Origin of the sequence: Morganella sp. BCCO 40_0007, from assembly GCF_032989665.1 — a bacterium.
GTDB lineage: Bacteria > Pseudomonadota > Gammaproteobacteria > Enterobacterales > Enterobacteriaceae > Morganella > Morganella sibonii.
This window is the reverse complement of sequence record NZ_JAVBIN010000012.1, coordinates 83,814-108,983: the sequence shown is the minus strand read 5'-3', so window position 1 is coordinate 108,983 and position 25,170 is coordinate 83,814. Positions and strand designations below refer to the sequence as shown.

The window sequence follows — 25,170 nt, the reverse complement described above, 5'->3', positions numbered from 1 at the left end:
ACCTGTTTGTGATAACAATAGAGCCGGATATCTCTCACAACGGGGACGCTGTCATGGCGGTCGATCTTAATTTGCTGCCGGTTTTTCTGGCAGTGGCGGAACAGGGCAGTTTTACCGGTGCCGCCACCCGGCTGGGGATGCCGTCGTCTAATGTCAGCCGGGCCATCAGACAGCTGGAAAACCAGGCCGGCTGCCGTCTTATCGAGCGGACAACCCGGCGTATGCGCCTGACGGCACAGGGACAGCAACTGTATCAGTGCGCCGGAAAAACGGACGCCATGCTGCGGGAAACCTTTTCACAGATCCGTAATGATGATGTGCTGACCGGCTGTTTCCGGCTGACGGTACCCGGTGAAGGCTGCGGGGAAATGCTGGCGCCGGTGCTGGCCCGTTTTGCCGCACTGCATCCGGATTTGCAGATCCGGTGTGATACCCGGCTGACCCCGGCGGATATTATCAGTGATGATATCGATCTGCTGCTGACCTATCAGCGCGGGGAGATGGCAGACAGCAGTTATCACAGCCGTCTGATTCAGTCATGGTCGTGTGTGGTGGTGGCCGCGCCGTCATTACTGGCCCGGACCGGCATCCCGGTTTCTGCCGCTGAGCTGACCCGGCTGCCCTGTATTTCCAGCCTGAGTGCCCTGAACGGTCAGCCGTGGGTTTTCCGTAAACCGGACGGCGGGTGGCTGACTGTGCGCATTAACAGCCGCTACCAGGTTAACGGTGCGGCACTGGCAGCGGCGGCAGCCGTTGAAGGGCTGGGTTTTGCGATTCTGACCGGGCATTTGTGTCAGCAGGCTTTTCGTGACGGCACATTGCAGGCTGTCCGGCTGAATGAAGAACCGGCTCCCATCGAGCTGAGAGCCGTCTATGCCAGCCGCCGTGAATTATCACCGGTTGTCGACAAATTCCTGCATTTTCTCGAAAGTTCGCTGCGGAATCAGACTGAAAATCAGTAGCTGCGGAATACCGTCTGTTTTCCGTCCGCATCATACGCGATCACATCATACGGCTCTTTCATATCCTTATATTCCATGCCGAGGCTGCCGACCGGCATTCCCGGAACAGATATTCCTTTGGCACTTTCCGGCAGTGTATTAATAGCATCCAGGCTGTCAGCCGGGACGTGGCCAATCACATATTTACCGTTCAGTGTGGCGAGGTGACAGCTCATCAGATTCGCGGTTGCACCGGAATCGAGCATCATTTTCTCCAGCTGTGCCTGCGGAATAATATTGGTTTCCACATCATAACCGGCTTTTCCCACCCCTTCCGCCCACTGGCCGCAACAGCCGCAGGTCGGGGATTTGTATACGGTGACTGTCCCTTTTGCCGCCATGGCACCGGCAGATAATGTGGTTAATAATAAAGATAACGCTAAAACGGATTTTTTCATCGGTATTCCCTGTAATGAGTCGGATAATAATGATGAGATTAATGGTTTACCTTAGGGGAAGGTCAATACAGGGAACGTATAGTTATACAGAGAAGTGTAAAGGTTCCGGCGCGGGAAATTGCCGGAACCGGAGAATACTATTTTATACGGATAACTATTTTACCGAACGGGCCGCGCTGAAGATGAGCAAAAGCTGCCGGAACATCACCGAAAGGATAGACAGTATCGATAACCGGTTTGATCTGATACCGCTCAACCGCGGCACAAAGCCGTTCCAGTGCCCGGCGGTGACCGACCGTGATCCCCTGAAGGGTTGCCTGTTTCAGCATCAGCGGAACGGCAGGCATCACCAGTTCTTCGCCCTGCATAAAACCAATCTGTGCAATGTGTCCGCCCGGCGCCAGGGCCGCCACGGACTGACGCAGGTTTTCCCCGCCGATAACTTCCAGAATATGATCTGCGCCGTGACCGCCGGTCAGTGACATTACGGCATCAGCCCATGCCGGTGTCGTCCCGGTATCAATAATGCGGGTTACACCCAGTGCATTCAGACGGGCGATTTTTTCTGCGGAACGGGTCAGTACAACGGGTTCCGCCCCTATTGCCAGTGCTATCTGTAACCCCGACAGTGATACACCACCGGTACCCTGGAGTAATACGGTCTGTCCGGGTTGCAGATTCCCGCTCTCTATCAGGGCAAACCAGGCGGTCAGCCCGGTGATCGGCAGTGTGGATGCTTCTTCATCTGTCAGTGACGGCGGAACGGCGACCAGCGTTTCCTCATGCAGTACAATATACTCTGCCAGTACGCCGGGCAGCGGGCCGCCGAGTGACATCCCGTGATGTGCCATTTCTGCCGGCGGGGCGTTATCTGTCCACTGTGTCCAGAAATTGCCGATCACCCGTTCACCGGTATGAAACCGGGTGACCTTTTCCCCGGCAGCGACAATCTCTCCGGCCATATCCGAGGCTGGTGTGAACGGCATTTCCGGCAGCTCCGGTAACAATTTTCCGTCAATAACCAGCAGATCGCGGTAGTTCAGGGAGACTGCGGATACGCGGATCAGTACCTCATGATCTCCCGGTACAGGTACCGGGACATCTGCAAGGGTCAGGTTATTCAGTCCGGTGCCGGTCAGTTGCCAGCGTTTCATCATTTTTTGCATAAAAAGCTCCTTTTAATCTGTTCTGCTATTTTATTGGTAACTTTTTTGCGTGTATGCTGATGTTTTGGTGTAGCAATGACTCCTGAAAGTAGACAATCATGGCGAATCTGAATCTGTATTCACAATTGAAAAATATGGCGGCATTTGTGCACACCGCAGAGACCGGCAGCTTTACGGCGGCAGCGGTGCGGATGGGGGTATCCAAATCCGCGACCGGCAAAAGTGTGGCAAAACTGGAGGAACGCCTGGGAGTACGGTTGCTGCACCGGACAACGCGGAGTGTCAGCCTGACGGAAGAAGGGCAGATTTATTATCAGAGCTGTTTATCTGTGCTGGATGAGCTGCATCAGACGGAATCACTGCTGTCTGCCCGCCGTCAGACAGTTTCCGGAACATTGCGGATCAGTCTGCCGGTCTCCTACGGACGGTTGTATGTGATGCCGGTACTGACACAACTGACAAAATTACATCCGGAATTAAAACTGATAGTCAGCTTTACTGACCGCCGGGTGGATCTGATAGAAGAAAATACGGATATTGCGGTCCGCCTCGGGTATCCGCAGGACAGCACAACACTGGTTGCCCGCCGTCTGGGAACACAGCATGCCGTGATTTGCGCATCACCTGATTATCTTGCCCGCCGTGGTATACCACAGACGGCGGAAGCCCTGGCAGAGCATGATTGCCTGGGATTTATATCCCGGGGGCAGATTCTGCCGTGGCCGGTGATGAACAAAGACGGCACCGTTAACCGGCTGACCATCCGTCCGAAACATATTATCAGTAACGGCGAAGCTTTGCGTGATGCAGCAGCGGACGGAATGGGGATCGCGTATCTGACCACCTGGCTGGCAGCACGGGATATTGAACAGGGGCGGCTGCAGGTACTGCCGGTTGCCACCCCGGAAGATGATGCGCCTGCGCCGGTTTTTGCGGTATGGCCGCGCTCACGTGATCTCTCCCCGCGTATCCGCGTAGTGGTGGACGCTTTGCTTGCGGCACTCAATCCTGACCCGGAGGTAACAGAATGACTCACCTGACATTACAGATAACAGCAACCGAAACGCGGATTTTTTCTGCGGATGCTGATGTGCGGCTTCCGCTCGGTGACAGTGTGATTGACGGATTTGTTTTTCAGCATTCGCCGGTGACCGCGTATGAAGCGGAAGTGGCGATTGAGCATATTGAAAACCGGATTATCCCGGCACGGGCCTTATTACTGGCAGGAGAGCTTATTTTGCATTGTCCGGACCTGCGGCTAAACTATTTACTTGCCGGTGATAAAACGGATTTCTTATCCACAGAGGAAATAGAACGCGGGTTTAATGAGATCGTGAATGTTATCAGCGGCAGCCCGGTCTCATCAACATCACTTCCCTCAGACAAACAATTCACGGCGTTTTTACTGATTATCCGTGAAATTACGCATCACTGGGGACTGACAGGGCTGATTCCGGAAATGACCGGAAAAATGATGTGATGTAACATGTATACAAAATGACTCTTATCAAAATAAATTATAAAATTTGTACTATTATTTAGTTCCCGTACATCTGTACCGGGAATGATAGGACGACAGAGCTGAACAGATATGAGCATTGCACTGATAAATAAGATTAAATCCGTTTCTTCCCGGTTTTCAGCCGGGTATTTCGGCATGGTTCTGGGGCTTATCGGCACCGGGATGGCGTGGCGCTATGCCGCGGCTGAGCAGGGATATCCGGTATTCATCGGTGAGGTGATTATCGGTGCCGGTTGTGCGGTCTGGCTGGGGCTGATCTCTCTGTTTATTATCCGCAGTTTCTGTTTCCCGGAAAAAATGACCGATGAGTTCCGTCATCCGGTAGCCAGCGGGTTTTCCAGCCTGTTACCGGCAACCACTGTCCTGGTGGCGATGGGGCTGACGCCTTATTTTCCGCTGTTTTCCACCGGATTATTTGCCCTTGGTGCAGTAGCGCAGCTCTCTTATGCCGCGTGGCTGGTGGGCTCCCAGTGGAAAGGCGAGTACCCGAAAGCAGCAACCACCCCGGTACTTTATCTGCCGACCGTCGCTAATAATTTTATCTGTGCCATGGCATGTGGTGCGCTCGGGTTTACTGACCTTGGTATTCTCTTTTTCGGCGCCGGGGTTTTCTCCTGGCTGAGCCTGGAACCGGCGATTCTGAAACGTATCCGCAGTGACGGGCTGATGGATGAAAAATCACGTCTCTCTTTCGGTATTCAGCTGGCACCGGCTCTGGTGGCATGCAGCGCCTATCTGGCGGTGAATCAGAATCATATTGATTTCTTTGCCAAAATGCTGCTCGGTTACGGGTTATTGCAACTGGTATTTATGATCAGGCTGATCCCCTGGTTTACCCGGCAGGCATTTACCTTATCATTCTGGAGTTTTTCATTCGGCGTATCAGCACTGGCAAAATCCTCTCTGAATATCAGCATGTCTTCAGATAGTGAATTTATCCACCTGCTGGCATTCACTCTGTTTATCTTTTCCAACGCCTTTATTCTGCTGCTGGTGGTGAATTCACTGCGTCTGCTGGTCAGAAAACAAATCACCCGTGTCCGTATCCGCGGGGAAAACTGATATTCAGCCGCCGGTTACCGGCGGTTATCAATTTGATTGTTTATTAATCATCATTCTCATAATGATATCTGCACTGAAAATCACCGGCATCCTGATGTCATCAGTACAAATAGTGAACAATTTCACAAAGTGATCAAAAACTCCGTTATTAATCACATTTTATAACCCTTTTCCCCGTTTATACCCTCTCCTGGTGTGGTTATTGCTTTATCTGTTGATACAGATTGCATGACAGCCGTCTGTTCTCCACAAGAGTCTTAAATAAAAACAGATAGTTATTAACAGAGTCAGATAGTCAAATTCACGTACAGGAGAGAAGAGATGTCTGATCAACAAAACACAGCATCTGATCTTATTTACCAGCTCGAGGATAAACCCCCGTTTTTACAGGCGATTATTGGTGCCGTGACCCATCTGCTGGCGATTTTTGTCCCGATGGTCACACCGGCGCTGATTGTCGGTACTGCCTTACAGTTATCGCCTGAGACCAATGCGTATCTTGTTTCCATGGCCATGATTGCTTCCGGTGTCGGCACCTGGCTGCAGGTAAACCGTTACGGCATGGTCGGCTCGGGGTTATTATCGATTCAGTCCGTTAACTTTTCATTTGTGACAGTGATGATTGCCATCGGAACCAGCATGCGGGCTGATGGTGTTGATGAGGAACTGTTACTGTCCACTATCTTCGGTATTTCGTTTGCCGGTGCGTTCTTAGTTGTGGGATCGTCTTTTATCCTGCCCTATCTGCGCCGGGTGATTACGCCAACAGTCAGCGGTATTGTGGTTCTGATGATCGGGCTGAGCCTGATAAAAGTCGGGATTATTGATTTCGGCGGCGGCTTCTCCGCCAAGTCGTCCGGTACTTTCGGCGATTATCAGAATATCGGTGTCGGGTTACTGGTTCTGCTGGTGGTTATCGGGTTTAACTGCTGTAAAAGCCCGCTGCTGCGCATGGGCGGAATCGCTATCGGGCTGATTGTCGGCTATGTCTGCGCCCTGTTTCTGGGGATGGTTGATTTCAGTCAGATGAGCAAAGCCTCGTTTATCACGATCCCGGTACCGTTCAAATATGGTTTCTCGTTTAACTTCGGGCATTTCCTGGTCGTCGCCATTATTTATCTGCTCAGTGTGCTGGAGGCGGTCGGTGACCTGACGGCAACCGCACTGGTGTCCGGGCAGAAAATTCAGGGGCCGGAATTTCAGTCCCGTCTGAAAGGCGGCGTGATGGCGGATGGTCTGGTGTCTGTGGCGGCATCCGCGATGAGTTCTCTGCCGCTGACTACCTTTGCCCAGAATAACGGGGTCATTCAGATGACCGGGGTGGCTTCCCGCCATGTCGGGAAAATCATTGCTGTTATCCTGGTGATTCTGGGGCTGTTTCCGGGGATCGGCTGGTTCTTTACGACGATTCCGGCACCGGTGCTGGGTGGCGCTATGACACTGATGTTCTCTATGATCGCCATTGCGGGGATACGTATCATTCTGTCGAACGGTCTGCGCCGCCGCGAAACCCTGATTGTGGCGACCTCGCTGGGGCTTGGACTGGGTGTCTCTTATGACCCGGCGGTTTTCCACGTCCTGCCGACATCCCTTTACGCACTGGCAGAAAACCCGATCTGTATGGGGGGTGTGACCGCGATTATTCTGAATCTGATTATCCCGATCAATAAGGAAGCCGAACCGGATGATATTGAAGAATCTGTGAAGGAAGAGGAAGTTTAAGTAAATTCATCTGACAGCCCGCGTATTTCAGCGGGCTGTGCGTTGAATCTATTCATTGAGTAGGGGGCTCAAGTACGTGGGTGCTGGTTTTTTTCTATTCAACCTTTCCCGGGGATACATGTCGTCCCCAACCAAGATGATAAACTGCGCTTTTTTCTAGTATCACACTAAACATACCCATATTAAAATATGCGATCGAAATTTCGCTTTCAGTGTCTATAGCCGGCTTGTTACGATAAAAAGGTGCTTCCTTTTCGTAGTCTGATTTTCTTCTCAATCCGGGATTTAAACTAAATCCTTTCCAATTTGGATTACAACTTTCCAATTTAAAATAAGTAATATCATTAATTATTTTTTGATTAGAAATAGAATGGAAAGAGTAGCATTTACTAATATCATCGGTAAAATCCCGTAGCCAGACCTGCAGGATATTTTCATTTGAATTCAACACTTCTAATGAATCTTCTATAAATCCCTTTCTATAAAACATCCAATCATCTTCACAATGAAATATGTATGGTGTGGTAACAAAGCTATAAGCAAGATCAATTGATTTTAGTTGCCCAAGTTTTGGGTTGTTAATCAATAACCGACAATTCCAATGCGCAGGAATACACTTTTTGATATTTTCATTACCTGAATCTTCAGTAATGATGACCTCTTTAACTTTATATGTATTATTGATATCCAGGGAGGTTATCGTTTCTTTAAGGAGGTCGAATCTATCACAGCTCGTTATTACAATGGTTACATCGCTATCGTTATCAAATTCCATTTTAACTCCTGATTGAATTATTTTTTATTTGACAGTTGGCTTTGTTTTGAGAGTTGTCCGCAATTCCTGAGTAACGAAATAAATAAGAATTTTCTGCATTAAGAGCGAACTGTACGTAATAATAATTAGGTGGATATCCACTCATAGTTAACAGTGCAGGATATACGATCTATTTAAAAACACCAGCACTCTACGGGTACCAATCTTTTTTGTAAAACCGGCCAGCAATATCTGACCGGCATTAAAAAAGCCTATCGCATTCACGCCGTTCTTTTGGTCAGCGCCTAACAGAATCGCAATAGATTTGCGTTTCTGTAACCGTTATCATTAAACATTCTGAGGGCAGGAATAATTGGTTTGATATAAGGCCTATTCCGTTAAACGGACGGATTAGTTAGCGAAGACTGTCCGTTTATCCGCACCACCGGTATCAGGGCAATATTTTGACATTTACCGGCAGCGTTGCGTTTCATCACATTCACGGCGGAGCCGGTGACGTCGGTGCGGTACACGCCAATCATGCGCTATTGTGATTCACTCTGCAATGCTCTGATAGCAAAAAAGCCAGCGAATACAAGGTATCGGCTGGCTTGTTGATGTGCTCTGATTTACTGTGAAACGTTACTCAATATTCTGAATCTGCTCACGCATCTGCTCAATCAGCACTTTCAGTTCAATGGCGGAACTGGTGATACCGGCATTGATCGATTTTGAGGCGAGAGTGTTCGATTCGCGGTTGAACTCCTGCATCATAAAGTCCAGACGGCGACCGACGGCCTCTTTTTTCTTCAGGATATTATGGGTTTCTTTCACATGGGCATCGAGACGATCTAACTCTTCCGCCACGTCAATACGCTGTGCCAGCAGGATCAGTTCCTGTTCCAGACGGTTCGGGTCCACCTGAATTTGTGCATCATCCAGTTTGCTTTGCAGACGTTCACGCTGCCATAACAGGATATCCGGCATCTGCGCGCGGACTTTGCGGACTTCTTCTGTCACGCCGTCAAGGCGCTGCTCGATCAAGGTTTTCAGTGCGGCACCTTCACGTTCGCGGGCATCAATAAAGGCCGTGATGGTATCATCGAGTGCTGCCAGCAGTTCTTCACTGATGGTATCCAGATCCTGCTCCTGTGCAGACATCACGCCCGGCCAGCGCAGAATTTCCAGCGGGTTGATTTCCCCTTCGTGACTGTAGTTTTTAACCCAGTTTGCTGCCGCGACCAGCTGTTTTGCCAGCTCTTCATTCATATTCAGCCCGCTTTGCGCGTTGCTGCTCAGGTCAAAACGGAGGTTACACTCCACTTTGCCGCGGGTCAGACGCTGACGCAGACGCTCACGGATCACCGGTTCCAGGCTGCGGAGCTGTTCCGGCAGGCGGATGTAGGTTTCAAGGTAGCGCTGGTTAACAGAGCGGAGTTCCCATGAGGCGGTGCCCCACGGGCGTTTGACTTCCTGACGGGCAAACGCGGTCATACTACGGATCATAATATCTGTCCTGTGATGGATTTATTGCTCTGATTATAGCGCTGTTATGGTGTTAAGGCATAGGCATTCACCGGTTTAAGCCGTATAATGCGCGCCCAACAGTTAACTGAACCGGAGAATCGCTATGAGTCAGTCATCACGTCCCGCTGGCCGGGGAACAGACCAGGTGCGTCCTATTACTATCACCCGTCATTATACCAAACATGCCGAAGGCTCTGTGCTGGTAGAGTTCGGTGACACTAAAGTGTTATGTAATGCCTCCGTTGAAGAAGGTGTGCCGCGTTTCCTGAAAGGTCAGGGACAGGGCTGGATCACTGCCGAATACGGCATGCTGCCGCGTGCGACCAATTCCCGTAATGCCCGCGAAGCTGCCCGTGGCAAACAGACCGGCCGCACAATGGAAATCCAGCGCCTGATCGCGCGTTCGCTGCGCGCAGCGGTTGATCTGACCAAACTGGGCGAATTCACCATCACTCTCGACTGTGATGTTATCCAGGCTGACGGCGGTACCCGTACTGCTGCTATCAGTGGTGCCTGTGTGGCGCTGGCGGATGCACTGAATCAGATGGTCGCAAAAGGCCAGCTGAAAGCCAGTCCGCTGAAATCCATGGTTGCTGCTGTTTCTGTCGGTATCGTGGACGGTGAGCCGCGTTGTGATCTGGAATATGTCGAGGATTCTGCGGCAGAAACCGATATGAATGTGGTCATGATTGATGACGGACGGATGATTGAAGTCCAGGGCACGGCAGAAGGCGCGCCGTTCAGTCATGATGAGTTGCTGTCGTTACTGGCCCTTGCAAGGGGCGGGCTGGAAACCATTTTTTCCGCCCAGAAGGCGGCACTAGAAAATTAATCAGAAGGCGACGTGATAGTCGCCTTTTTTATGCCTGTGATTCAGGCGCGTTATCCGTAAATCAGAATCAGGAGATCCCGATGAAAGCTTATCAGCGCGAATTTATTGAACTTGCGATGAAAAAACAGGTACTTAAATTTGGTGAATTTACGCTGAAGTCCGGCCGGAAAAGCCCGTATTTCTTTAATGCCGGGTTATTTAATACCGGACGGGATTTGGCGCTGCTCGGACGCTTTTATGCTGCGGCATTGTGTGACAGCGGTGTGCAATATGATGTCCTGTTCGGGCCGGCCTATAAAGGCATTCCGATTGCAACGACGACTGCGGTTGCACTGGCGGAGCATCATGATCTTGATATGCCATACTGTTTTAACCGTAAAGAAGCCAAAGACCACGGGGAAGGCGGAACGCTGGTCGGCAGTCCGCTGAATGGCCGGATTGTGGTGGTGGATGATGTGATCACCGCCGGGACGGCAATTCGTGAGTCGATGGAAATTATCAGACAAAATAATGCAACACTTGCCGGTGTGATGCTGAGTCTTGATCGCCAGGAAAAAGGCAAAGGCGAGTTATCGGCGGTTCAGGAAGTGGAGCGTGATTACGGTTGTCAGGTATTTTCCATCATCACACTGAATGATTTAATCAGTTATCTGGCGGAAGATCCGCAGATGGATACCCATTTACAGGCTGTACGGGCTTACCGTGAGCAGTACGGTATCGAAATCTGAGCGTAACAGCAGGTAAAAAAAGCCCTCGCCCAATAAAACGGGCGGGGTGAGTAGTTTAACTAAAAACGGTGTTACTGAAGTTGTGCAAGGATCAGCGGCCAGCGGGCTTCAAATTCCTGTGTCGGCCGGTATTTAAATTCTGAGCGAACAAAACGGGACAGCATGCCTTCGCAAAAGGCGAGTAGCTGAGATGCTAACAGGCTTTCGTCATAAGTAAAACCGCTGCCGTCACGGATTCGCTTTTCTTTTAAGACCTGGCGCAGCTGAGCTTCGATTCGTTCATACAACTGATTAATCCTGCTCTGTAATTTATCCTGTTCAAACATCAGTGCATGACCGGTCATGATACGGGTCAGGCCCGGATTTTTTTCCGAGAACCCCAGGAGGAGCATCAGAATCAGTTTTATCCGCGAAATGGTTTCTTTCTCATCCTGAAGGATAAGGTTTATCCGCGAAATCAGTGAGTCCTCAATAAATACAATCAGGCTGTCGAACATTTTTGTTTTACTGGAAAAATGACGATAGAGCGCTGCTTCTGAAACCCCTACGCTGGCGGCAAGCTTGGCGGTTGTTATACGCTGACTGCCGTCGCTGGACTCAAGCATCTGCGCAAGCGCCTGCAGGATCTCCTCGCGCCTGTTCCTCTTTTTTGTACTTTCTGCCATGTCAGATAAAACCCCTGCGTTAAAGCAAACACACATCTGCCTGCTGACAGCAGTACAACAGTACCACTGTCAGAAAAGTGACGGAGATAACGGCGTTATTAGTATTATTGACGGCCTGAATGGCCAAATCCGCCTGCTCCGCGTTCACTTTCAGTAAATTCTTCAACAATGTTGAATTCAGCCTGAACAACAGGAACGATAATCATCTGTGCAATACGTTCGCCCGGTTCAATCGTGAAAGTGGTGTCGCCCCGGTTCCAGACAGATACCATCAGCTGTCCCTGGTAGTCAGAGTCGATTAAGCCCACCAGATTGCCGAGAACCACGCCATGTTTGTGGCCGAGCCCGGAACGCGGCAGCACCATTGCCGCCAGAGACGGGTCTGCAATATGGACGGCAAGACCGGTCGGCAGTAATAGCGTTTGCCCCGGTTTCAGTTCGGTGGCTTCATCCAGGCAGGCACGTAAGTCGAGACCCGCAGAGCCCGGTGTGGCGTAGGCCGGTAACGGAAATTCCCCGCCGATACGCGGATCAAGAATCTTAATGTCGATTTTTTTGGTCATAGTGTTTCAGTATTTCGTCCAGTAAATGGTGGCTGAGCTCTGATTTGCTCATGTTCGGTAAGCTGATATCGCCGGTACGCCAGTACAGATGCAGGGCGTTGTTGTCACTGTTAAACCCTTGGTTTTCAACAGAAACATCATTGGCGCAAATCATATCGAGCTGCTTTTTCACCAACTTGCCGCGCGCGTATTCTTCCACATTTTGGGTTTCAGCTGCAAATCCAATCACAAACGGACGGTTTTTTTCCAGAGCGCCGACACCGGCGATCACATCCGGGTTTTTCACCATCGTGAAAGTGATTTCGTCGCCCTGTTTTTTAATTTTTTCAGGCGCAACCGCTTTGGCACGGTAATCGGCCACAGCAGCACAGCCGATAAAAATGTCCTGCTGCGGGGCTGTCAGCTGTGCGGCATCATTCATTTCACAGGCACTGCTGACATCAATACGTTTAACACCCGGTGGTGTCGGTAATGTGACAGGCCCGGCTATCAGAGTGACATCCGCACCGCGTGCTGCGGCAGCGGCAGCAATGGCAAAGCCCATTTTACCGGAGCTGTGATTGCTGATGAAACGCACCGGGTCGAGTGCTTCGCGTGTCGGCCCTGCGGTAATGGCCAGACGGATGCCGGTCATGTCCTGTTTTTTGCGGAAGTGCTGTTCTGCCCGTGAGACTATCTCTGACGGGTCCAGCATGCGTCCCGGGCCGGTGTCACCACATGCCTGGCTGCCGCTGTCCGGCCCCCAGACGGCAAAACCGAGCTGCTCCAGATGCGCGAGGTTCTCCTGAGTGGTCTGCGCTCTGTACATCTGCTGGTTCATGGCCGGTGAAACGGCAATGGTGGCATCTGATGCCAGGCAAATAGTGGTGACCAGGTCATTGGCCATACCGGCACTCAGGCGGGCAATCAGATCAGCGGTGGCGGGCGCGAGAATAATAAGATCCGCCCATTTTCCCAGTTCAATATGGCCCATTGCCGCCTCAGCTGCCGGGTCAAGCACACTTTCCGCAACCGGGAAGCCGGAAACGGCCTGAAGTGTGAGCGGGGTGATAAATGCGGTTGCAGCAGGTGTCATGGCGACACGGACAATCGCCCCCCGATCACGCAGACGGCGGACAATCTCAGGGGCTTTATAGGCTGCGATACCACCACTGATACCCAGAACTATTTGTTTTCCTGTCAGTTCGGACATTGTGTTTTATCCAGTTATTTTTCGGAGACAGGCGATTTTACCACAACACCGCTGTATGGGTAGGGTGCTGTGTATTTATCCAGCTAAATAATGTTTTTTCTTCGGCGTGCCTCGCAAAAATAGGGGGTTTTATGCGGAAAAACAGCCGGGGCTGACATACTTTTTCCGGTAAAACAGGAAAAAAACGGAGAAAAAATGGACAACATAACCGGAAATACGGCATTGATGCCGAGAGAGAAACTGATCGCATACGGGGCGTCGGTACTGAGTGATTCAGAGTTGCTGGCGATTTTTTTACGTACCGGCACCCGGGATCGGCCGGTCAGGCAGTTTGCCGAGTATCTGCTGGAGGTTTTCGGATCACTTCACCGGTTGCTGACAGCCGGTTATGAGGAATTCAAATCCCTGAACGGGATCGGGGACAGTAAATTTTGTCAGATGCAGGCGATTGTGGAATTGTCCCGGCGCTATTTCAGCAGCCAGTTTCAGGAAACACAATTTCTCAGTAGTGCCTGTACCGTAAAGGCATATCTTAATCAGCGGATGGCCGGGCAGGAGCGGGAAGTGTTTGCTGTGCTTTTTCTCAACAATCAGAATCAGCTTATCCGCTATGAAGAGATGTTTTCCGGTACGGTAAACTGTGTGGAAGTGCATCCCAGAGAGATTTTGCGCCTGGCGCTCAAAGTGAATGCAGTTTCTGTGATTCTGGCGCATAATCACCCCTCCGGTAACGAAAACCCCAGCCGGGCTGACCGTCTGCTGACAAAAAAAATTGTTCAGGCATGTGAGCTGGTGGGGATTAACGTATTGGATCACCTGATTGTCGGGAAATTCAATACGTTTTCGTTTGCAGAACACGAGCTGATCTGAGCAGTTTTTTTCGCAGAAACACACGATCTTTACTGTTCGGGTCTTGAGCGTTTGCGCCGGAAAGCGTATACTACGCCACCTTTGAGGATCTTGGGTTTGGCGAGAAGAGCCTATCTCAGCATATTTTTGCTGGTTGACAGAGCAATTTCCCGGCGAGTCAAAAGTAAGCTGAGATAGGCTCCTAAGCCTGACGAGGCAGCCTCACCCAATACAAAGCTCGAGCTGATTAGATTTTTGGAGAATAGACATGTCCCGAGTCTGCCAAGTTACTGGCAAGCGTCCGATGAGCGGTAACAACCGTTCTCACGCATTAAATGCGACCAAACGTCGTTTTCTGCCGAACCTGCACTCTCACCGTTTCTGGGTTGAGTCTGAAAAACGTTTCGTGACTCTGCGTGTATCTGCTAAAGGTATGCGTATCATTGATAAAAAGGGTATCGAGGCTGTTTTAGCTGATTTACGTACCCGCGGTGAGAAGTACTAAGGAGCTGAAAAATGGCTAAAGGTATTCGCGAAAAGATTAAACTGGTTTCTTCTGAAGGTACAGGTCACTTCTATACCACTACGAAGAACAAACGTACTATGCCTGAAAAACTGGAAATGAAAAAATTCGATCCGGTTGTTCGCAAGCATGTAATGTACAAAGAAGCAAAAATTAAGTAATTTCTGCTTTCTGATTGAAAAAACCCGGCTTCGGCCGGGTTTTTTATTGCCTGTTATCCGGCGGAGGAGAGCTGACAAAGGGTAATGTTTTCATCTGTACTCATTCTTTGAGTCGGGTAGTGCAATTGGCTGGTATTTTACAAATTATTAGTGTTTTTATATAAAATGGTATCATTTTTAATGTTAATTGAAGATAAAATCATAGATAAATCGTATACTTATCTTAAATACTGATTGTAAGAGTATTAAAATATTATGATTACTGTATCATTTACGGGTAGTATTGCTTTATCAGAACATACAACGACAAAAGCTGATTTATTTATTATTTTTATATAATTTTTATATGATTACGGAGTTGGCGTGTCAGTAGCCGCCAGAATCTGAATCAGTTTACTTCGCAGACCAAAACGAATGTTGGAATATGATATGGGTAACCCGGTTATTTCGGTCATGATTGCAGTACATAATGCGGAGTCATCAATTCTGGCCGCATTAGAGAGTCTGGATAATGCCCTGAATGAGAATGGTTCTCCGGAGAGGGTTGAAGCGATCATTATTAATGATGGCTCAACAGACAAATCATTAGATATTATCAGTCATTATCAGCCGCGGAATTTTATTAAAGTTGTTGAAACTGTTAATTTTTCTAATGTCGGTAAAGTCCGGCATTATGCGTATTCATTGTCCCGCGGCGAATATATCACAGCATTAGACAGTGATGATGTCCTGAAAAACGGTGCACTGACCCGGGTTATGGATATTATACGGGAACATCCGTTTGATTTGCTGATAACCCGTCTGGATGAACACCATGACCGCAATCCGGTATTAGTGATTGAGGATAAACCGGTTGTATCAATCACTCAGGACAGACTGAAAGAATTATATCTGGAACATAAGACGGTAAAAGGCCATTTACTCGGCAGATTTATCCGCCGGGATATCCTGACGGATGATATGTTTCCTGAGATTTTTTGCTATGAAGATGTGGTGATTACTGCAAATGTTATTTGTGCGGCTCAGAATATCCTGATCACTGACACTCAGATCTATTGTTACTATAAGCATCGTGGCAGTTTATCCACAGAGAAAAGTCTGAATAAAACCGTCCTTTTCCTGCAGATTGTTTTATCGATGGAAAGTTTCTTCGTTAAAAATTCAAATGAAAAAGTGATGTTTGAAGGGCTGTTTGTTAAAGTCTGTTCTGATTATTTATCACGAAATAATAAACGTAAGCTTCCGCGTTTTGTTATGGATCGGTTCAATGACATCAAAGTATTTCGGTTTTTGTTCAGCTCAAAAGTAAGATTAAGCAGAAAAATAATGTTTTTAAAAATAAAGTCATCGGGAGCATTTTAAATGATAATGAACAGAACATTACCAATTATTATTGGTATGTTAATGGCATTCTCGATGGTTATTGCTTCTTTTGCAGATACGTGGTCACGGGATTCTTATTTTATATTGAGTTATTTATCCGTGATCGTGACAATCTGGCTGGTTTTTTTCAGAAAGATATCACTTTGTCGTGACCGTGCAGCACTGCTTGTTGCAGCCTCATTTCTGTTGTTTGGTATCTCCCGGGTTGCGTGGTCATTTTTGATGAATGATGACGGACCGGGTATTTATAAAAGTTATTCTCCGACAGCATCAAGAATTATACTCGGCGCTTTTATCTTTTGTGTTTGTATTTTATTAAAGAATGAACTGAGAAAATTTTTCAGTAATATATATGTATCAGGCATCATCAAGGTGCTGCCGCTTTATATTTTATTGTATGCACTCTATGATATTTTTGTTTTACATAAAGACAGGGTGGAATTAGATACAAACCGGGCAACAGTTACTGCATATTTGGTCAGCGCGATTTTTTTTGTCAGTCTTCATTTCTGTACTCAGGTGAAAAATAAATTAAATATTTCGTTGTTTTTCACTAATCTGATAGTTTCAAATGCGATCATCATACTGACACAGACCCGCGCGGCAATCGCTGTCTACCTTCTGCTTTCTGTTTTTTATACCGCCATTGTTTTCCGCAAGAGCCTGAGTATTAAAAAGGTTAGTATCGTTGTTGTGCTTCTGCTGATTTTTGCAGGAACATCATATGAGTTCTTATATAAGTCCCGTATTAATGAGGCGATTACTGAAACTCAGGGTTATGATGTGACAAAACCGGGAGGGTCACTGGGCGACCGCTATACCATGTGGTACGCCGGGCTGTCTGCGTTTAAGCACGCACCGTTCGGACAATCTTTTCAGGCCCGTAATGACTTTATTTCAGAAAAAATAGCGGCCGGTAATATCAGTGATTCAATAGTTGTTTATCTCACCGTACACTTGCACAGTGAGCTGATTGAGGTTCTGTCATTACAGGGGATCATCGGTGGTGTGCTGCTGGTGCTGATTTATCTCTCGCTGTTGTACGCCGGCATCCGGAATAAGAATCTCCTGCTGATTATGATTACATTGTGTCTGGGCGGTTATGGCCTGACTGATGTCTTGTTCTTCAGCCGTGAGAGTATTACAGTTTATCTCCTGTGTATTGCCGTGGCGCTGGTGACCGGCGGTAAAGAAGATACCGCAGAGCAGCCACAGCCGATAAATCGCTGAGGAGTTATCTGTGCCTGAATTACCCGAGGTTGAAACCAGCCGGCGCGGCGTTGAGCCGCATCTTGTTGGTAATACCATACGTTATGTTGAAGTCCGCAACCGGCGGCTGCGCTGGCTGGTGTCAGAGCAAATTGAGCGTCTGAGTGACCGGCCTGTGCTCAGCGTGCAGCGCCGCGCCAAATATCTGCTGGTTGAACTGCCGGAGGGGTGGATTATCATTCACCTGGGAATGTCCGGCAGCTTGCGTATTCTTTTGGAGGAAACACCGGAAGAGAAACACGACCATGTGGATATGGTACTGGGTGACGGCAAAATCCTGCGTTATACCGACCCGCGCCGTTTTGGTGCCTGGTTGTGGGCGGATGATTTGGCAACCTGTCCGGTGCTGGCCAATCTGGGGCCGGAGCCGCTGAGTGATGATTTTGACGCCGCTTATCTGTTCGCCAAATCCCGCAAACGGAATACACCGGTCAAAAGCTGGCTGATGGATAATAAGATAGTGGTGGGTGTCGGGAATATCTACGCCAATGAATCCCTCTATTTATCCCGTATTCATCCGCTGCGCCCCGCCAAAGATCTGACTGAGGATGAAGTTGTCCGTCTGGTTGCCACCATTAAACAGGTACTGACGGAGTCCATCAGACAGGGTGGTACCACGCTGAAAGATTTTTTACAGTCAGATGGTAAACCCGGTTATTTTGCCCAGGAACTGTTTGTGTACGGAAAACAGGGAGAGAACTGTCCGAACTGCGGACAGAAGATAGAAGTGGTGAAAGTCGGTCAGCGGAGCACGTTTTTCTGCCCCGCCTGTCAGCACTGATTACGACTTACCGAGTTTTTGCATCATCGCCTGTGCGACGGACTCCGGCAGAAATGCCGAGACATCGCCGTCGTGCAGGGCCACGTCTTTAATCAGGGATGAAGAAACAAAAGAGAGATTCTGCGACGGCAGAAGGAAAACACTTTCCAGATCCTGTGCAAAATGGCGGTTCATATTCGCCAGCTGCCATTCATATTCAAAATCAGCAACAGACCTGACACCACGGATCAGCACATTGGCATTCTGCTTTTTGGCAAAATTCGCCATCAGCTCAGAAAACCCCAGCACTTCCACATTCGGGATGTGCGCACACACATCTTTGGCCAGCGCCACCCGCTCATCCAGGGTAAACATCGGATTTTTACGGCTGCTGTTGGCGATCGCCAGCAGGATGTGATCAAACATTTTTGAGGCGCGCTCAAGAATATCGATATGTCCGCAGGTAATGGGATCAAAAGTGCCGGGATAGATTGCGCGTGTTTTCATGATGCTGACTCATCGTTGTTGCTCACGGACCACAGGGTGGCATATTTATTAAAGGTATATTGTGCATTCACAAATGCAAGGATAAGCCCCTGCTTACCGTCAAGGAATCCGGCTCTCAGCAGCCAGGTTTTGCAGAATGCACCGGCAGTGTGAGTCAGAACGGAGAGAAAAGAGCAGCGTTTACCGGCCAGATGGCGGGCTTTTGCCCAGTCAGCGGCATAGCGTAACTGTTTTTGCTGAAACTCCGGTAAATCGCGGCAGGTCAGGTGCAATACATCCCCTTTCAGTGTGATGACATTGGCACCCTGAGTCTCCAGAGATTCATGAACTGCATTACTGTTGTACTGATATTGGTCCCGCGGATATAACCGCAGGACATGATCAGGGTACCAGCCGCTGTGCTTCATAAAACGCCCGAGAAACAGATTTCGGCGGGCGAAGCGATACACGGTATTTTTCTGTGGTGCGGAAAGCACCTGCTCAATGGATTGTTTCAGCTCCGGCGTGACCCGCTCATCGGTATCGAGCATCAGGATATAATCCCCGGTGGCATATTGCTGGGCAATTTGCCGCTGGCGGCCGAAGCCCGGCCAGTCCCGGTTTTCATACACCTGTGCGCCGGCATCGCGGGCAATGGTCAGTGTGTCGTCCTGACTGCCGGAATCGAGCACAATGATCTCATCCGCCAGGCCCTGAACGGAGGTCAGGCAATCACCGATAACATCGGCATTGTTTTTGCTGATCATCACAACAGAAAGGCGTTTTTTCTCTGTCATCAGTGGCTCCGCGGCGGCAGATACGGCCCGAGCAATTGCATCAGACGGTGCAGTGCGCCCTGATTTTCATGAAGCACTTCAGCGGCATGCCGTCCGCAGTACAGCCGGTAATCCTCATCATTAAGCAGATTACTGACGGCATCACTCAGACTTTGTTCATCCGTAACGGTCAGCAGGGCGTCAGCCTGCTGTAATTTACCGCAGATGTTTTTGAAATTGAACGTGTGCGGTCCCATCAGCACCGGCAGCGCGTGTGCCGCGGCTTCCAGCGGATTATGCCCGCCGCGCTCAACCAGGCTGCCGCCGACAAATGCGATATCCGCCAGTCCGTACAGCAGCATCAGTTCGCCCATAGTATCCCCGACCACGACCTGTGTTTCCGGTGACGGAATGGTATTACTGCTGCGCATCACATAGGTCAGACCGGCTTTTTCAGTCAGTTCCCGTGCTTTGGCAAACCGCTCCGGATGGCGCGGTACCAGAATCAGCAGAAGATTCGGAAAGCGGTTCAGCAGGGTTTTATGAGCGCTGAGGATAATTTCTTCCTCGCCTTCATGGGTGCTGGTTGCGATCCAGACCGGGCGGCGGGCGGCCCACTGACGGCGCAGGGTAACGGCTTTGGCGGCCAGTTCCGGCGTGACAGAAATATCGAATTTCAGGCTGCCGGTCACATGCAGCTGCTGGCGGCGCAGCCCGAGTTCAATAAAGCGTTCCCCGTCTTCCTGATTCTGCGCGGCGACCAGCGTGATCCTGTTCAGGATGGTTTTCACGAAACTGCCCGCTTTCTTATAACCGGCAGCCGAGCGCGCAGACAGGCGGGCATTGGCGATCACCAGCGGAATTTTCCGGCGGTGCAGTTCGGTTATCATGTTCGGCCACAGTTCCGTTTCCATTACGATCACCAGCTTCGGCTGAACAGTATTGAAAAACCGTTTCATCGAACCCGGTAAGTCGTAAGGCAGATAGACGTGGTAAACATCATCCCCTAATGCGGATAAAACACGCTCTGAACCGGTGGGGGTCATCGTGGTGACAGTGATAGGTAACGTCGGATAATGGTGGCGTAACGCACGGACCAGCGGTACTGCGGCGAGTGTTTCGCCGACAGAAACTGAGTGCAGAATGATGCCGCCGGTGCCGGTTTTTCCTTTACAGAAACCATAACGTTCACCCCAGCGTCTGCGGTAGGCCGGGGAGCGGCGGCTGCGCCATAACAGACGTAACCAGATAAGAGGTTGGATCAGGTAAAGCAGAACCTGGTATACACGCAGTAACATTTTATCAGTTTCGCAGATAAGATTGCGGCAATAGTAGCATAAAACTAACACGAATAGCGCATTAAAAAGCATAAACCCGGTGGTGCCGGGGGCGGAATTACGGCTGTCCGGCATAACACACTGCGCTATCTGTTAATACTGCCGGGAACGATTTATGGTAATCTGTGCCTCAGATATTGATACCTGGTATTCTTTGATTTTTGTCTGATCTTAAATGGAACTCTTATGCAAACAGCATCCGCGCCGGTACAGCGTATTCTGGTAATAAAACTCCGTCATCACGGCGATATGCTGCTGATAACACCAGTGATTAATACACTGAAAGCGAATTACCCGGATGCTGAGGTGGATGTTCTCCTGTATCAGGAAACGGCACCAATGCTCAGCCGTCATCCCGGCATCAGCCATATTTTTGCCATGGACAGAGCCTGGCGTAAAGAAGGAACCTGTAAACGTATCGGGCATGAGTGGCGTTTACTGAAATCACTGCGCCGCCGTCGTTATGACATGGTGGTGAATCTGGCTGATCAATGGTACAGCGCAATTGTGACCCGTTTCACCGGTGCCCGTATCCGTATCGGGCTGGATTTATGGAAACGGCAGAGTATTTTCTGGAAAAAATGTTACACCCTGCTGGCGGATACCTCACAGGAACTGACCACGCATACGGTGGAGCAGAATCTTAACGGGTTAGCGCCGCTGAATCTGCCGGTGACTGTCAGTCATGTCACGATGGCGTATTCAGAGGAAGACCGGCAGAAGACAGAGCAGCTTTTGCAGCATAAACAGGTGACCGGTGAGTATATTGTGGTGCAGCCGACGTCCCGCTGGTTCTACAAATGCTGGGATGACGACAAAATGAGTGACGTTATCCGCACCCTGGCGGATGAAGGACATCAGATTGTCCTCAGCAGCGGGCCGGATGCGCGTGAAAAAGAGATGATTGCATCCATTCTGGCGCGGTGTCAGCAGGCAGTGGCAGACGGCCGGATTGTCTCCGTTGCCGGAGAACTGACCCTGCCTCAGCTTGCAGCCCTGATTGATCGCGCAAAACTGTATATCGGCGTGGATTCTGTTCCGATGCATATGGCCGCCGCTCTGAAAACCCCCATGATAGCCCTGTTCGGCCCGACAAAACTGGTGTTCTGGTCGCCGTGGCAGGCAACCGGTGAGATCATTAAAGCATCAGACTACGGCGAACAGCCGGACCCAGATGATGTGGATACCGGGACGGATGAGCGTTACCTGAGTCCGATCCCGGCAGAAGCAGTGATTGCAGCGGCACGGAGATATTTATGAAAGAGATGCGTCTGGCGATTGTCCGTCAGAAATACCGTCCGGACGGCGGCGCGGAGCGTTTTGTATCCCGGGCACTGGAGGCTCTGGATAATCAAAATCTGGAGCTGAATGTCATCACCCGCTCCTGGCAGGGTGCAGCTGCACCAGGCTGGCATATTCATGTGGTGAATCCGCCGAAATGGGGCCGGATCAGCCGTGAACGGGGATTTGCCAACGCTGCCCGTACCTGCTGGCAAAAAGAAAAATTTGATATTGTGCAGAGCCATGAGCGTATTGCCGGCTGTGATATTTACCGGGCCGGCGATGGCGTGCACCGCCGCTGGCTGTTGCAGCGGGCGCGGGTACTGCCCGCCTGGCGGGCAAAACTGTTATTTGCCTCACCGTACCACCGTTATGTGATGAAGGCGGAGCAGGAGATGTACCATGATCCGCACTTTAAGCAGGTGATTTGTAATTCAGTGATGGTGAAAAAAGAGGTGATGGAAGACTTTGGTTTGTCAGAGTCACAGATAACCGTCATCTATAACGGGATTGATTCTGAGAAATTTCATCCGTTACCGGAAGCTGAGCGCCTTGCGCTGCGGCAGACTTATCAAATCCCGGCAGCGGCAAAATGTCTGGTGTATGTCGGTTCCGGGTTTGAACGCAAAGGGCTTGCGGCTGCGATTGCTGCTGTCAGCCGCAATGATGCGTATCTGCTGGTAATCGGTCAGGATAAGGCAGAAAAAAAATATCGTCAGCTGGCGGTATCTCTGGGGTGCGCTGATCGTATCCGCTTTGCGGGCATGCAGAAACAGACACTGCCGTTTTATCAGATGAGTGACGGGTTGCTGCTGCCGACGCTGTATGATCCGTTCCCGAATGTGGTACCGGAGGCGATGGCCTGCGCACTGCCGGTGATCACCAGCACCACCTGCGGCGGAGCGGAGTTTATCACGCAGGGTGAAGAGGGGTTTGTCTGTGATGCGCTCGATATTGACGGGCTGGCAGAGGCGGTATCACAACTCCCTTGTGATCACCTCAGCAGCCGGATGTCGGAATGTGCCCGGCAGCGGGTTTTACCTTATACACCGGCGGCGTTATCACAGCAGCTTATCGATCTTTACGGGCGGGTCCTGGCATAATGAAACAGCATATTTTATTTATTATTGACGGTTTACCGGGCGGCGGCGCTGAACGGGTGGTTCTGAGCCTGAGCCACGGACTGGTTCTGGCCGGTTATGATGTGACGCTGTTATCACTCAGTAATACCCGTGATTATGACATTCCGGAAGGCGTGGATTATCAGGTATCCGCGGACACATACCGGGGATTGTTCCGCCGTCAGACTGAAATCCGGCGTCGTGCCGGAAAGATGGACACTTTTTTATCCGGCCTGTTTGCCCGCAAAGGTAAACCGGCACTGGTGGTGTCCAATCTGCACAAAACCGACCGTATTGTAGCCGCATCACAGGCGCTGGCCGGGCTGAATGTCTGGTTCTGTCTTCACGGTATGTTTTCGGCCAGTTATCTGGGGAATAAAACCGGTCTGCGCCGCCGTGTGAAACAGGCGAAAATCCGCAGTGTGTATAACGGACGGAATATTATCGGGGTTTCCGGTGCGGTGTGCCGGGATTTATGTGAAAACGTCGGGGTGATTCCGCAGCAGTGTGTGACCATTTATAACCCGTTTGATATTGAGGATATTCAGCGCCAGTCGCGGGCAGATAATCCGTATCAGGGGCAGGATTATATGGTGCATCTCGGGCGTTTTCATGAGGTAAAACGGCAGGATAGATTACTGACCGCATTTGCGCTGGCTAATCTGCCGTGCAAGCTGCTGCTGGCGGGGCAGGGCAGTGAGTCGTTTACACAGACACTGAAAAGCCAGGTAGCTGAACTGGGGCTGGAAGACCGGGTGGAATTTATCGGTTTTCAGTCAAAGCCGATGCCGATCATCCGTGGTGCGAAAGCGGTGGTTCTGAGTTCTGACAGTGAGGGACTTTCTTCTGTTCTGATCGAATCACTGATCTGTGGTACACCGGTTGTCAGTACCCGCTGTCCGGGCGGGATCAGTGAAATTATGACCGGTGAACTTACCGCTTATTTATCCGACCTGACCCCTGTCAGCCTGGCGGAAAAAATCCGTCTGGTTTATGAACATCCGCCGGTGATCACCCCGGAGATGTATCATAAGTTTGAGCAGCAGACGATAGTCAGTCAGTACTGTGACCTGATTCAGCCAGTCGCGTCAACATACGCGTGAGGAGCACAACCATGGCGAAACCCGCTTTTATCATCACCCTTGATACAGAGGGGGATAACCTCTGGGAATCCGGTCCTGCGATCACCACGCAGAACACCCGGTTTTTACCGCGTTTTCAGACACTGTGTGAGAAGTACAACTTTAAGCCGGTCTGGCTGACCAACTATGAAATGGCCACCGATGATGCCTATATTGAATTTGCACAGGATGTGATTGCCCGGCAGACCGGAGAAATCGGCATGCATCTGCACGCCTGGAACAGTCCGCCGCTGAAAGCACTGACAGCGGATGATGACCGTTTCCAGCCCTATCTGATTGAATACCCTGACGATGTGATGAAAGAAAAAATTAATGTCATGACATCGCTGCTGGAAGATAAATTACAGACCAAAATGGTCAGTCACCGTGCAGGCCGCTGGGCATTCAATGAAAAATACGCCCGCTTACTGGCAGAGTTTGGTTATCAGACCGATTGTTCCGTGACACCACGGGTGAACTGGGCATATACCCCCGGAGCACCGGCACCCATCGGTAACGGGGGCACCAATTACCTGAACTTTCCGTCTGACGCCTATTTTATGGATCTGAATGATATCCGCCGTGCCGGGGATTCTTCTCTGTTACAGGTGCCGATGAGTGTTCAGTTCCGCCATTCCCCGCTGATGAACGGTCTGAAACAGTTTTACGACACGTTACGCGGCAAAAAGCGTTCGCCGTCCGTAAACTGGCTGCGGCCGAAAGGCGGGAATCTGGCGCAGATGCAGCAGGTGGTTGATGCCTGTCTGGCTCAGGGAAACGATCACATTGAATTTATGCTGCATTCATCTGAGTTTATGCCGGGCGGAAGCCCGACATTCAGGGATGAGGCAGCGATTGACGCACTGTATGATGACCTGGAACAGCTGTTTGCGTATATCGCTCAGCGTGCGGAAGGGATGACGCTGGCGGAGTTTTATCAGCGGAAACTCGCACAGCGTAACGCATCGTAA

27 protein-coding genes are annotated in these 25,170 nt (G+C 50.2%); 17 read left to right on the top strand and 10 right to left on the bottom strand.

The genetic code is table 11. The annotated features are described in order from the left end of the window. The first annotated feature begins 53 nt into the window (after positions 1 to 53). Positions 54 to 962, top strand: a complete 909-nt coding sequence (locus R5268_RS15355) for a LysR family transcriptional regulator (RefSeq protein WP_317419651.1) — start codon at positions 54 to 56, stop codon at positions 960 to 962. On the opposite strand, the gene R5268_RS15350 is transcribed toward R5268_RS15355, so the two are convergent. Continuing rightward, the gene (locus tag R5268_RS15350) at positions 956 to 1,399 is read right to left on the bottom strand and encodes a DUF411 domain-containing protein (protein WP_317419650.1); all 444 of its coding nucleotides are present in this window, start codon (positions 1,397 to 1,399) and stop codon (positions 956 to 958) included. The genes R5268_RS15355 and R5268_RS15350 overlap by 7 nt on opposite strands. A gap of 137 nt (positions 1,400 to 1,536) precedes the next feature. Next, the gene (locus tag R5268_RS15345) at positions 1,537 to 2,565 is read right to left on the bottom strand and encodes an NAD(P)-dependent alcohol dehydrogenase (RefSeq protein ID WP_317419649.1); all 1,029 of its coding nucleotides are present in this window, start codon (positions 2,563 to 2,565) and stop codon (positions 1,537 to 1,539) included. A gap of 98 nt (positions 2,566 to 2,663) precedes the next feature. Here R5268_RS15345 and R5268_RS15340 point away from each other — a divergent pair, with 98 nt between their 5' ends. From R5268_RS15340 to R5268_RS15325, 4 genes are all read left to right on the top strand, one after another. Further along, positions 2,664 to 3,596, top strand: coding sequence for a LysR family transcriptional regulator (locus tag R5268_RS15340; protein ID WP_317419648.1), 933 nt, complete (start codon positions 2,664 to 2,666; stop codon positions 3,594 to 3,596). Beyond that, positions 3,593 to 4,045 carry a hypothetical protein gene (locus R5268_RS15335; protein WP_317419647.1) on the top strand — a complete coding sequence of 151 codons (453 nt, stop codon included), beginning with the start codon at positions 3,593 to 3,595 and terminating at the stop codon, positions 4,043 to 4,045. The genes R5268_RS15340 and R5268_RS15335 overlap by 4 nt, the downstream gene beginning before the upstream one ends. A 111-nt stretch (positions 4,046 to 4,156) precedes the next feature. Further along, the gene (tehA, locus tag R5268_RS15330; protein ID WP_317419646.1) at positions 4,157 to 5,149 is read left to right on the top strand and encodes a dicarboxylate transporter/tellurite-resistance protein TehA; all 993 of its coding nucleotides are present in this window, start codon (positions 4,157 to 4,159) and stop codon (positions 5,147 to 5,149) included. A 321-nt stretch (positions 5,150 to 5,470) separates the two neighbouring features. Beyond that, positions 5,471 to 6,871: a nucleobase:cation symporter-2 family protein gene (locus R5268_RS15325; RefSeq protein ID WP_317419645.1), complete on the top strand. Its 1,401-nt coding sequence runs from the start codon at positions 5,471 to 5,473 to the stop codon at positions 6,869 to 6,871. Between the two features lie 94 nt (positions 6,872 to 6,965). Here R5268_RS15325 and R5268_RS15320 read toward each other — a convergent pair whose 3' ends face one another. Further along, positions 6,966 to 7,646, bottom strand: coding sequence for a glycosyltransferase (locus tag R5268_RS15320; protein ID WP_317419644.1), 681 nt, complete (start codon positions 7,644 to 7,646; stop codon positions 6,966 to 6,968). Positions 7,647 to 8,267: 621 nt separating this feature from the next. Further along, complete coding sequence (locus tag R5268_RS15315) at positions 8,268 to 9,131, bottom strand: YicC/YloC family endoribonuclease (protein WP_046892861.1); 864 nt, start codon at positions 9,129 to 9,131, stop codon at positions 8,268 to 8,270. Between the two features lie 124 nt (positions 9,132 to 9,255). Here R5268_RS15315 and rph point away from each other — a divergent pair, with 124 nt between their 5' ends. Together rph and pyrE are read left to right on the top strand one after the other, a co-directional pair. Further along, positions 9,256 to 9,984: a ribonuclease PH gene (rph, locus tag R5268_RS15310; protein WP_004236673.1), complete on the top strand. Its 729-nt coding sequence runs from the start codon at positions 9,256 to 9,258 to the stop codon at positions 9,982 to 9,984. Positions 9,985 to 10,064: 80 nt separating this feature from the next. Then, complete coding sequence (gene pyrE / locus R5268_RS15305) at positions 10,065 to 10,712, top strand: orotate phosphoribosyltransferase (protein WP_230059887.1); 648 nt, start codon at positions 10,065 to 10,067, stop codon at positions 10,710 to 10,712. 71 nt (positions 10,713 to 10,783) lie between these two features. On the opposite strand, the gene slmA is transcribed toward pyrE, so the two are convergent. From slmA to coaBC, 3 genes are all read right to left on the bottom strand, one after another. Further along, positions 10,784 to 11,377, bottom strand: a complete 594-nt coding sequence (gene slmA, locus R5268_RS15300; RefSeq protein WP_052926496.1) for a nucleoid occlusion factor SlmA — start codon at positions 11,375 to 11,377, stop codon at positions 10,784 to 10,786. 104 nt (positions 11,378 to 11,481) lie between these two features. Then, positions 11,482 to 11,940, bottom strand: coding sequence for a dUTP diphosphatase (gene dut, locus R5268_RS15295; RefSeq protein ID WP_004236669.1), 459 nt, complete (start codon positions 11,938 to 11,940; stop codon positions 11,482 to 11,484). Next, a complete protein-coding gene (coaBC, locus tag R5268_RS15290; protein ID WP_317419643.1) occupies positions 11,918 to 13,132 on the bottom strand; it encodes a bifunctional phosphopantothenoylcysteine decarboxylase/phosphopantothenate--cysteine ligase CoaBC in 1,215 nt (404 codons plus the stop codon). The genes dut and coaBC overlap by 23 nt, the downstream gene beginning before the upstream one ends. A gap of 195 nt (positions 13,133 to 13,327) precedes the next feature. Here coaBC and radC point away from each other — a divergent pair, with 195 nt between their 5' ends. From radC to mutM, 6 genes are all read left to right on the top strand, one after another. After that, the gene (radC, locus tag R5268_RS15285) at positions 13,328 to 14,002 is read left to right on the top strand and encodes a RadC family protein (RefSeq protein WP_046892865.1); all 675 of its coding nucleotides are present in this window, start codon (positions 13,328 to 13,330) and stop codon (positions 14,000 to 14,002) included. Positions 14,003 to 14,249: 247 nt separating this feature from the next. Further along, on the top strand, positions 14,250 to 14,486 hold the full coding sequence (gene rpmB / locus R5268_RS15280) for a 50S ribosomal protein L28 (protein ID WP_015422374.1): 237 nt from the start codon (positions 14,250 to 14,252) through the stop codon (positions 14,484 to 14,486). Positions 14,487 to 14,497: 11 nt separating this feature from the next. After that, on the top strand, positions 14,498 to 14,665 hold the full coding sequence (rpmG, locus tag R5268_RS15275) for a 50S ribosomal protein L33 (protein ID WP_004236665.1): 168 nt from the start codon (positions 14,498 to 14,500) through the stop codon (positions 14,663 to 14,665). A 414-nt stretch (positions 14,666 to 15,079) separates the two neighbouring features. Further along, the gene (locus tag R5268_RS15270; RefSeq protein WP_317419642.1) at positions 15,080 to 16,027 is read left to right on the top strand and encodes a glycosyltransferase family 2 protein; all 948 of its coding nucleotides are present in this window, start codon (positions 15,080 to 15,082) and stop codon (positions 16,025 to 16,027) included. Between the two features lie 540 nt (positions 16,028 to 16,567). After that, a complete protein-coding gene (locus R5268_RS15265; protein ID WP_317419641.1) occupies positions 16,568 to 17,278 on the top strand; it encodes an O-antigen ligase family protein in 711 nt (236 codons plus the stop codon). A 10-nt stretch (positions 17,279 to 17,288) separates the two neighbouring features. Beyond that, positions 17,289 to 18,098: a bifunctional DNA-formamidopyrimidine glycosylase/DNA-(apurinic or apyrimidinic site) lyase gene (gene mutM, locus R5268_RS15260; protein ID WP_317419640.1), complete on the top strand. Its 810-nt coding sequence runs from the start codon at positions 17,289 to 17,291 to the stop codon at positions 18,096 to 18,098. Here mutM and coaD read toward each other — a convergent pair whose 3' ends face one another. Genes coaD through waaA form a run of 3 tightly spaced genes read right to left on the bottom strand, consistent with a single transcriptional unit; the run spans position 18,099 to position 20,637 of the window. Next, positions 18,099 to 18,584, bottom strand: coding sequence for a pantetheine-phosphate adenylyltransferase (coaD, locus tag R5268_RS15255; protein WP_046892869.1), 486 nt, complete (start codon positions 18,582 to 18,584; stop codon positions 18,099 to 18,101). Then, on the bottom strand, positions 18,581 to 19,360 hold the full coding sequence (locus R5268_RS15250) for a glycosyltransferase family 2 protein (RefSeq protein ID WP_317419639.1): 780 nt from the start codon (positions 19,358 to 19,360) through the stop codon (positions 18,581 to 18,583). Before R5268_RS15250 ends, coaD begins: the two co-directional genes overlap by 4 nt. After that, on the bottom strand, positions 19,360 to 20,637 hold the full coding sequence (gene waaA, locus R5268_RS15245; RefSeq protein WP_052926518.1) for a lipid IV(A) 3-deoxy-D-manno-octulosonic acid transferase: 1,278 nt from the start codon (positions 20,635 to 20,637) through the stop codon (positions 19,360 to 19,362). The genes R5268_RS15250 and waaA overlap by 1 nt, the downstream gene beginning before the upstream one ends. A gap of 225 nt (positions 20,638 to 20,862) precedes the next feature. Between waaA and rfaQ the strand changes: the two genes are divergently transcribed. The 4 genes from rfaQ to R5268_RS15225 are packed head-to-tail and all read left to right on the top strand — an operon-like array spanning position 20,863 to position 25,170. Further along, a complete protein-coding gene (rfaQ, locus tag R5268_RS15240) occupies positions 20,863 to 21,936 on the top strand; it encodes a putative lipopolysaccharide heptosyltransferase III (RefSeq protein ID WP_182106295.1) in 1,074 nt (357 codons plus the stop codon). Beyond that, positions 21,933 to 23,060 carry a glycosyltransferase family 4 protein gene (locus tag R5268_RS15235; protein WP_182106293.1) on the top strand — a complete coding sequence of 376 codons (1,128 nt, stop codon included), beginning with the start codon at positions 21,933 to 21,935 and terminating at the stop codon, positions 23,058 to 23,060. Before rfaQ ends, R5268_RS15235 begins: the two co-directional genes overlap by 4 nt. Continuing rightward, positions 23,060 to 24,181 (top strand): glycosyltransferase, encoded by a 1,122-nt coding sequence (locus R5268_RS15230; protein WP_317419638.1) that lies wholly within the window; start codon positions 23,060 to 23,062, stop codon positions 24,179 to 24,181. The genes R5268_RS15235 and R5268_RS15230 overlap by 1 nt, the downstream gene beginning before the upstream one ends. An 11-nt stretch (positions 24,182 to 24,192) precedes the next feature. Then, positions 24,193 to 25,170: a polysaccharide deacetylase family protein gene (locus tag R5268_RS15225; RefSeq protein WP_052926503.1), complete on the top strand. Its 978-nt coding sequence runs from the start codon at positions 24,193 to 24,195 to the stop codon at positions 25,168 to 25,170.

Coding starts and splice junctions, on each gene's coding strand:
- R5268_RS15355 (WP_317419651.1), top strand. CDS start 54: ATGGCGGTCGATCTTAATTTGCTGCCGGTTTTTCTGGCAGTGGCGGAA.
- R5268_RS15350 (WP_317419650.1), bottom strand. CDS start 1,399: ATGAAAAAATCCGTTTTAGCGTTATCTTTATTATTAACCACATTATCT.
- R5268_RS15345 (WP_317419649.1), bottom strand. CDS start 2,565: ATGCAAAAAATGATGAAACGCTGGCAACTGACCGGCACCGGACTGAAT.
- R5268_RS15340 (WP_317419648.1), top strand. CDS start 2,664: ATGGCGAATCTGAATCTGTATTCACAATTGAAAAATATGGCGGCATTT.
- R5268_RS15335 (WP_317419647.1), top strand. CDS start 3,593: ATGACTCACCTGACATTACAGATAACAGCAACCGAAACGCGGATTTTT.
- tehA (WP_317419646.1), top strand. CDS start 4,157: ATGAGCATTGCACTGATAAATAAGATTAAATCCGTTTCTTCCCGGTTT.
- R5268_RS15325 (WP_317419645.1), top strand. CDS start 5,471: ATGTCTGATCAACAAAACACAGCATCTGATCTTATTTACCAGCTCGAG.
- R5268_RS15320 (WP_317419644.1), bottom strand. CDS start 7,646: ATGGAATTTGATAACGATAGCGATGTAACCATTGTAATAACGAGCTGT.
- R5268_RS15315 (WP_046892861.1), bottom strand. CDS start 9,131: ATGATCCGTAGTATGACCGCGTTTGCCCGTCAGGAAGTCAAACGCCCG.
- rph (WP_004236673.1), top strand. CDS start 9,256: ATGAGTCAGTCATCACGTCCCGCTGGCCGGGGAACAGACCAGGTGCGT.
- pyrE (WP_230059887.1), top strand. CDS start 10,065: ATGAAAGCTTATCAGCGCGAATTTATTGAACTTGCGATGAAAAAACAG.
- slmA (WP_052926496.1), bottom strand. CDS start 11,377: ATGGCAGAAAGTACAAAAAAGAGGAACAGGCGCGAGGAGATCCTGCAG.
- dut (WP_004236669.1), bottom strand. CDS start 11,940: ATGACCAAAAAAATCGACATTAAGATTCTTGATCCGCGTATCGGCGGG.
- coaBC (WP_317419643.1), bottom strand. CDS start 13,132: ATGTCCGAACTGACAGGAAAACAAATAGTTCTGGGTATCAGTGGTGGT.
- radC (WP_046892865.1), top strand. CDS start 13,328: ATGGACAACATAACCGGAAATACGGCATTGATGCCGAGAGAGAAACTG.
- rpmB (WP_015422374.1), top strand. CDS start 14,250: ATGTCCCGAGTCTGCCAAGTTACTGGCAAGCGTCCGATGAGCGGTAAC.
- rpmG (WP_004236665.1), top strand. CDS start 14,498: ATGGCTAAAGGTATTCGCGAAAAGATTAAACTGGTTTCTTCTGAAGGT.
- R5268_RS15270 (WP_317419642.1), top strand. CDS start 15,080: ATGTTGGAATATGATATGGGTAACCCGGTTATTTCGGTCATGATTGCA.
- coaD (WP_046892869.1), bottom strand. CDS start 18,584: ATGAAAACACGCGCAATCTATCCCGGCACTTTTGATCCCATTACCTGC.
- R5268_RS15250 (WP_317419639.1), bottom strand. CDS start 19,360: ATGACAGAGAAAAAACGCCTTTCTGTTGTGATGATCAGCAAAAACAAT.
- waaA (WP_052926518.1), bottom strand. CDS start 20,637: ATGTTACTGCGTGTATACCAGGTTCTGCTTTACCTGATCCAACCTCTT.
- rfaQ (WP_182106295.1), top strand. CDS start 20,863: ATGCAAACAGCATCCGCGCCGGTACAGCGTATTCTGGTAATAAAACTC.
- R5268_RS15235 (WP_182106293.1), top strand. CDS start 21,933: ATGAAAGAGATGCGTCTGGCGATTGTCCGTCAGAAATACCGTCCGGAC.
- R5268_RS15230 (WP_317419638.1), top strand. CDS start 23,060: ATGAAACAGCATATTTTATTTATTATTGACGGTTTACCGGGCGGCGGC.
- R5268_RS15225 (WP_052926503.1), top strand. CDS start 24,193: ATGGCGAAACCCGCTTTTATCATCACCCTTGATACAGAGGGGGATAAC.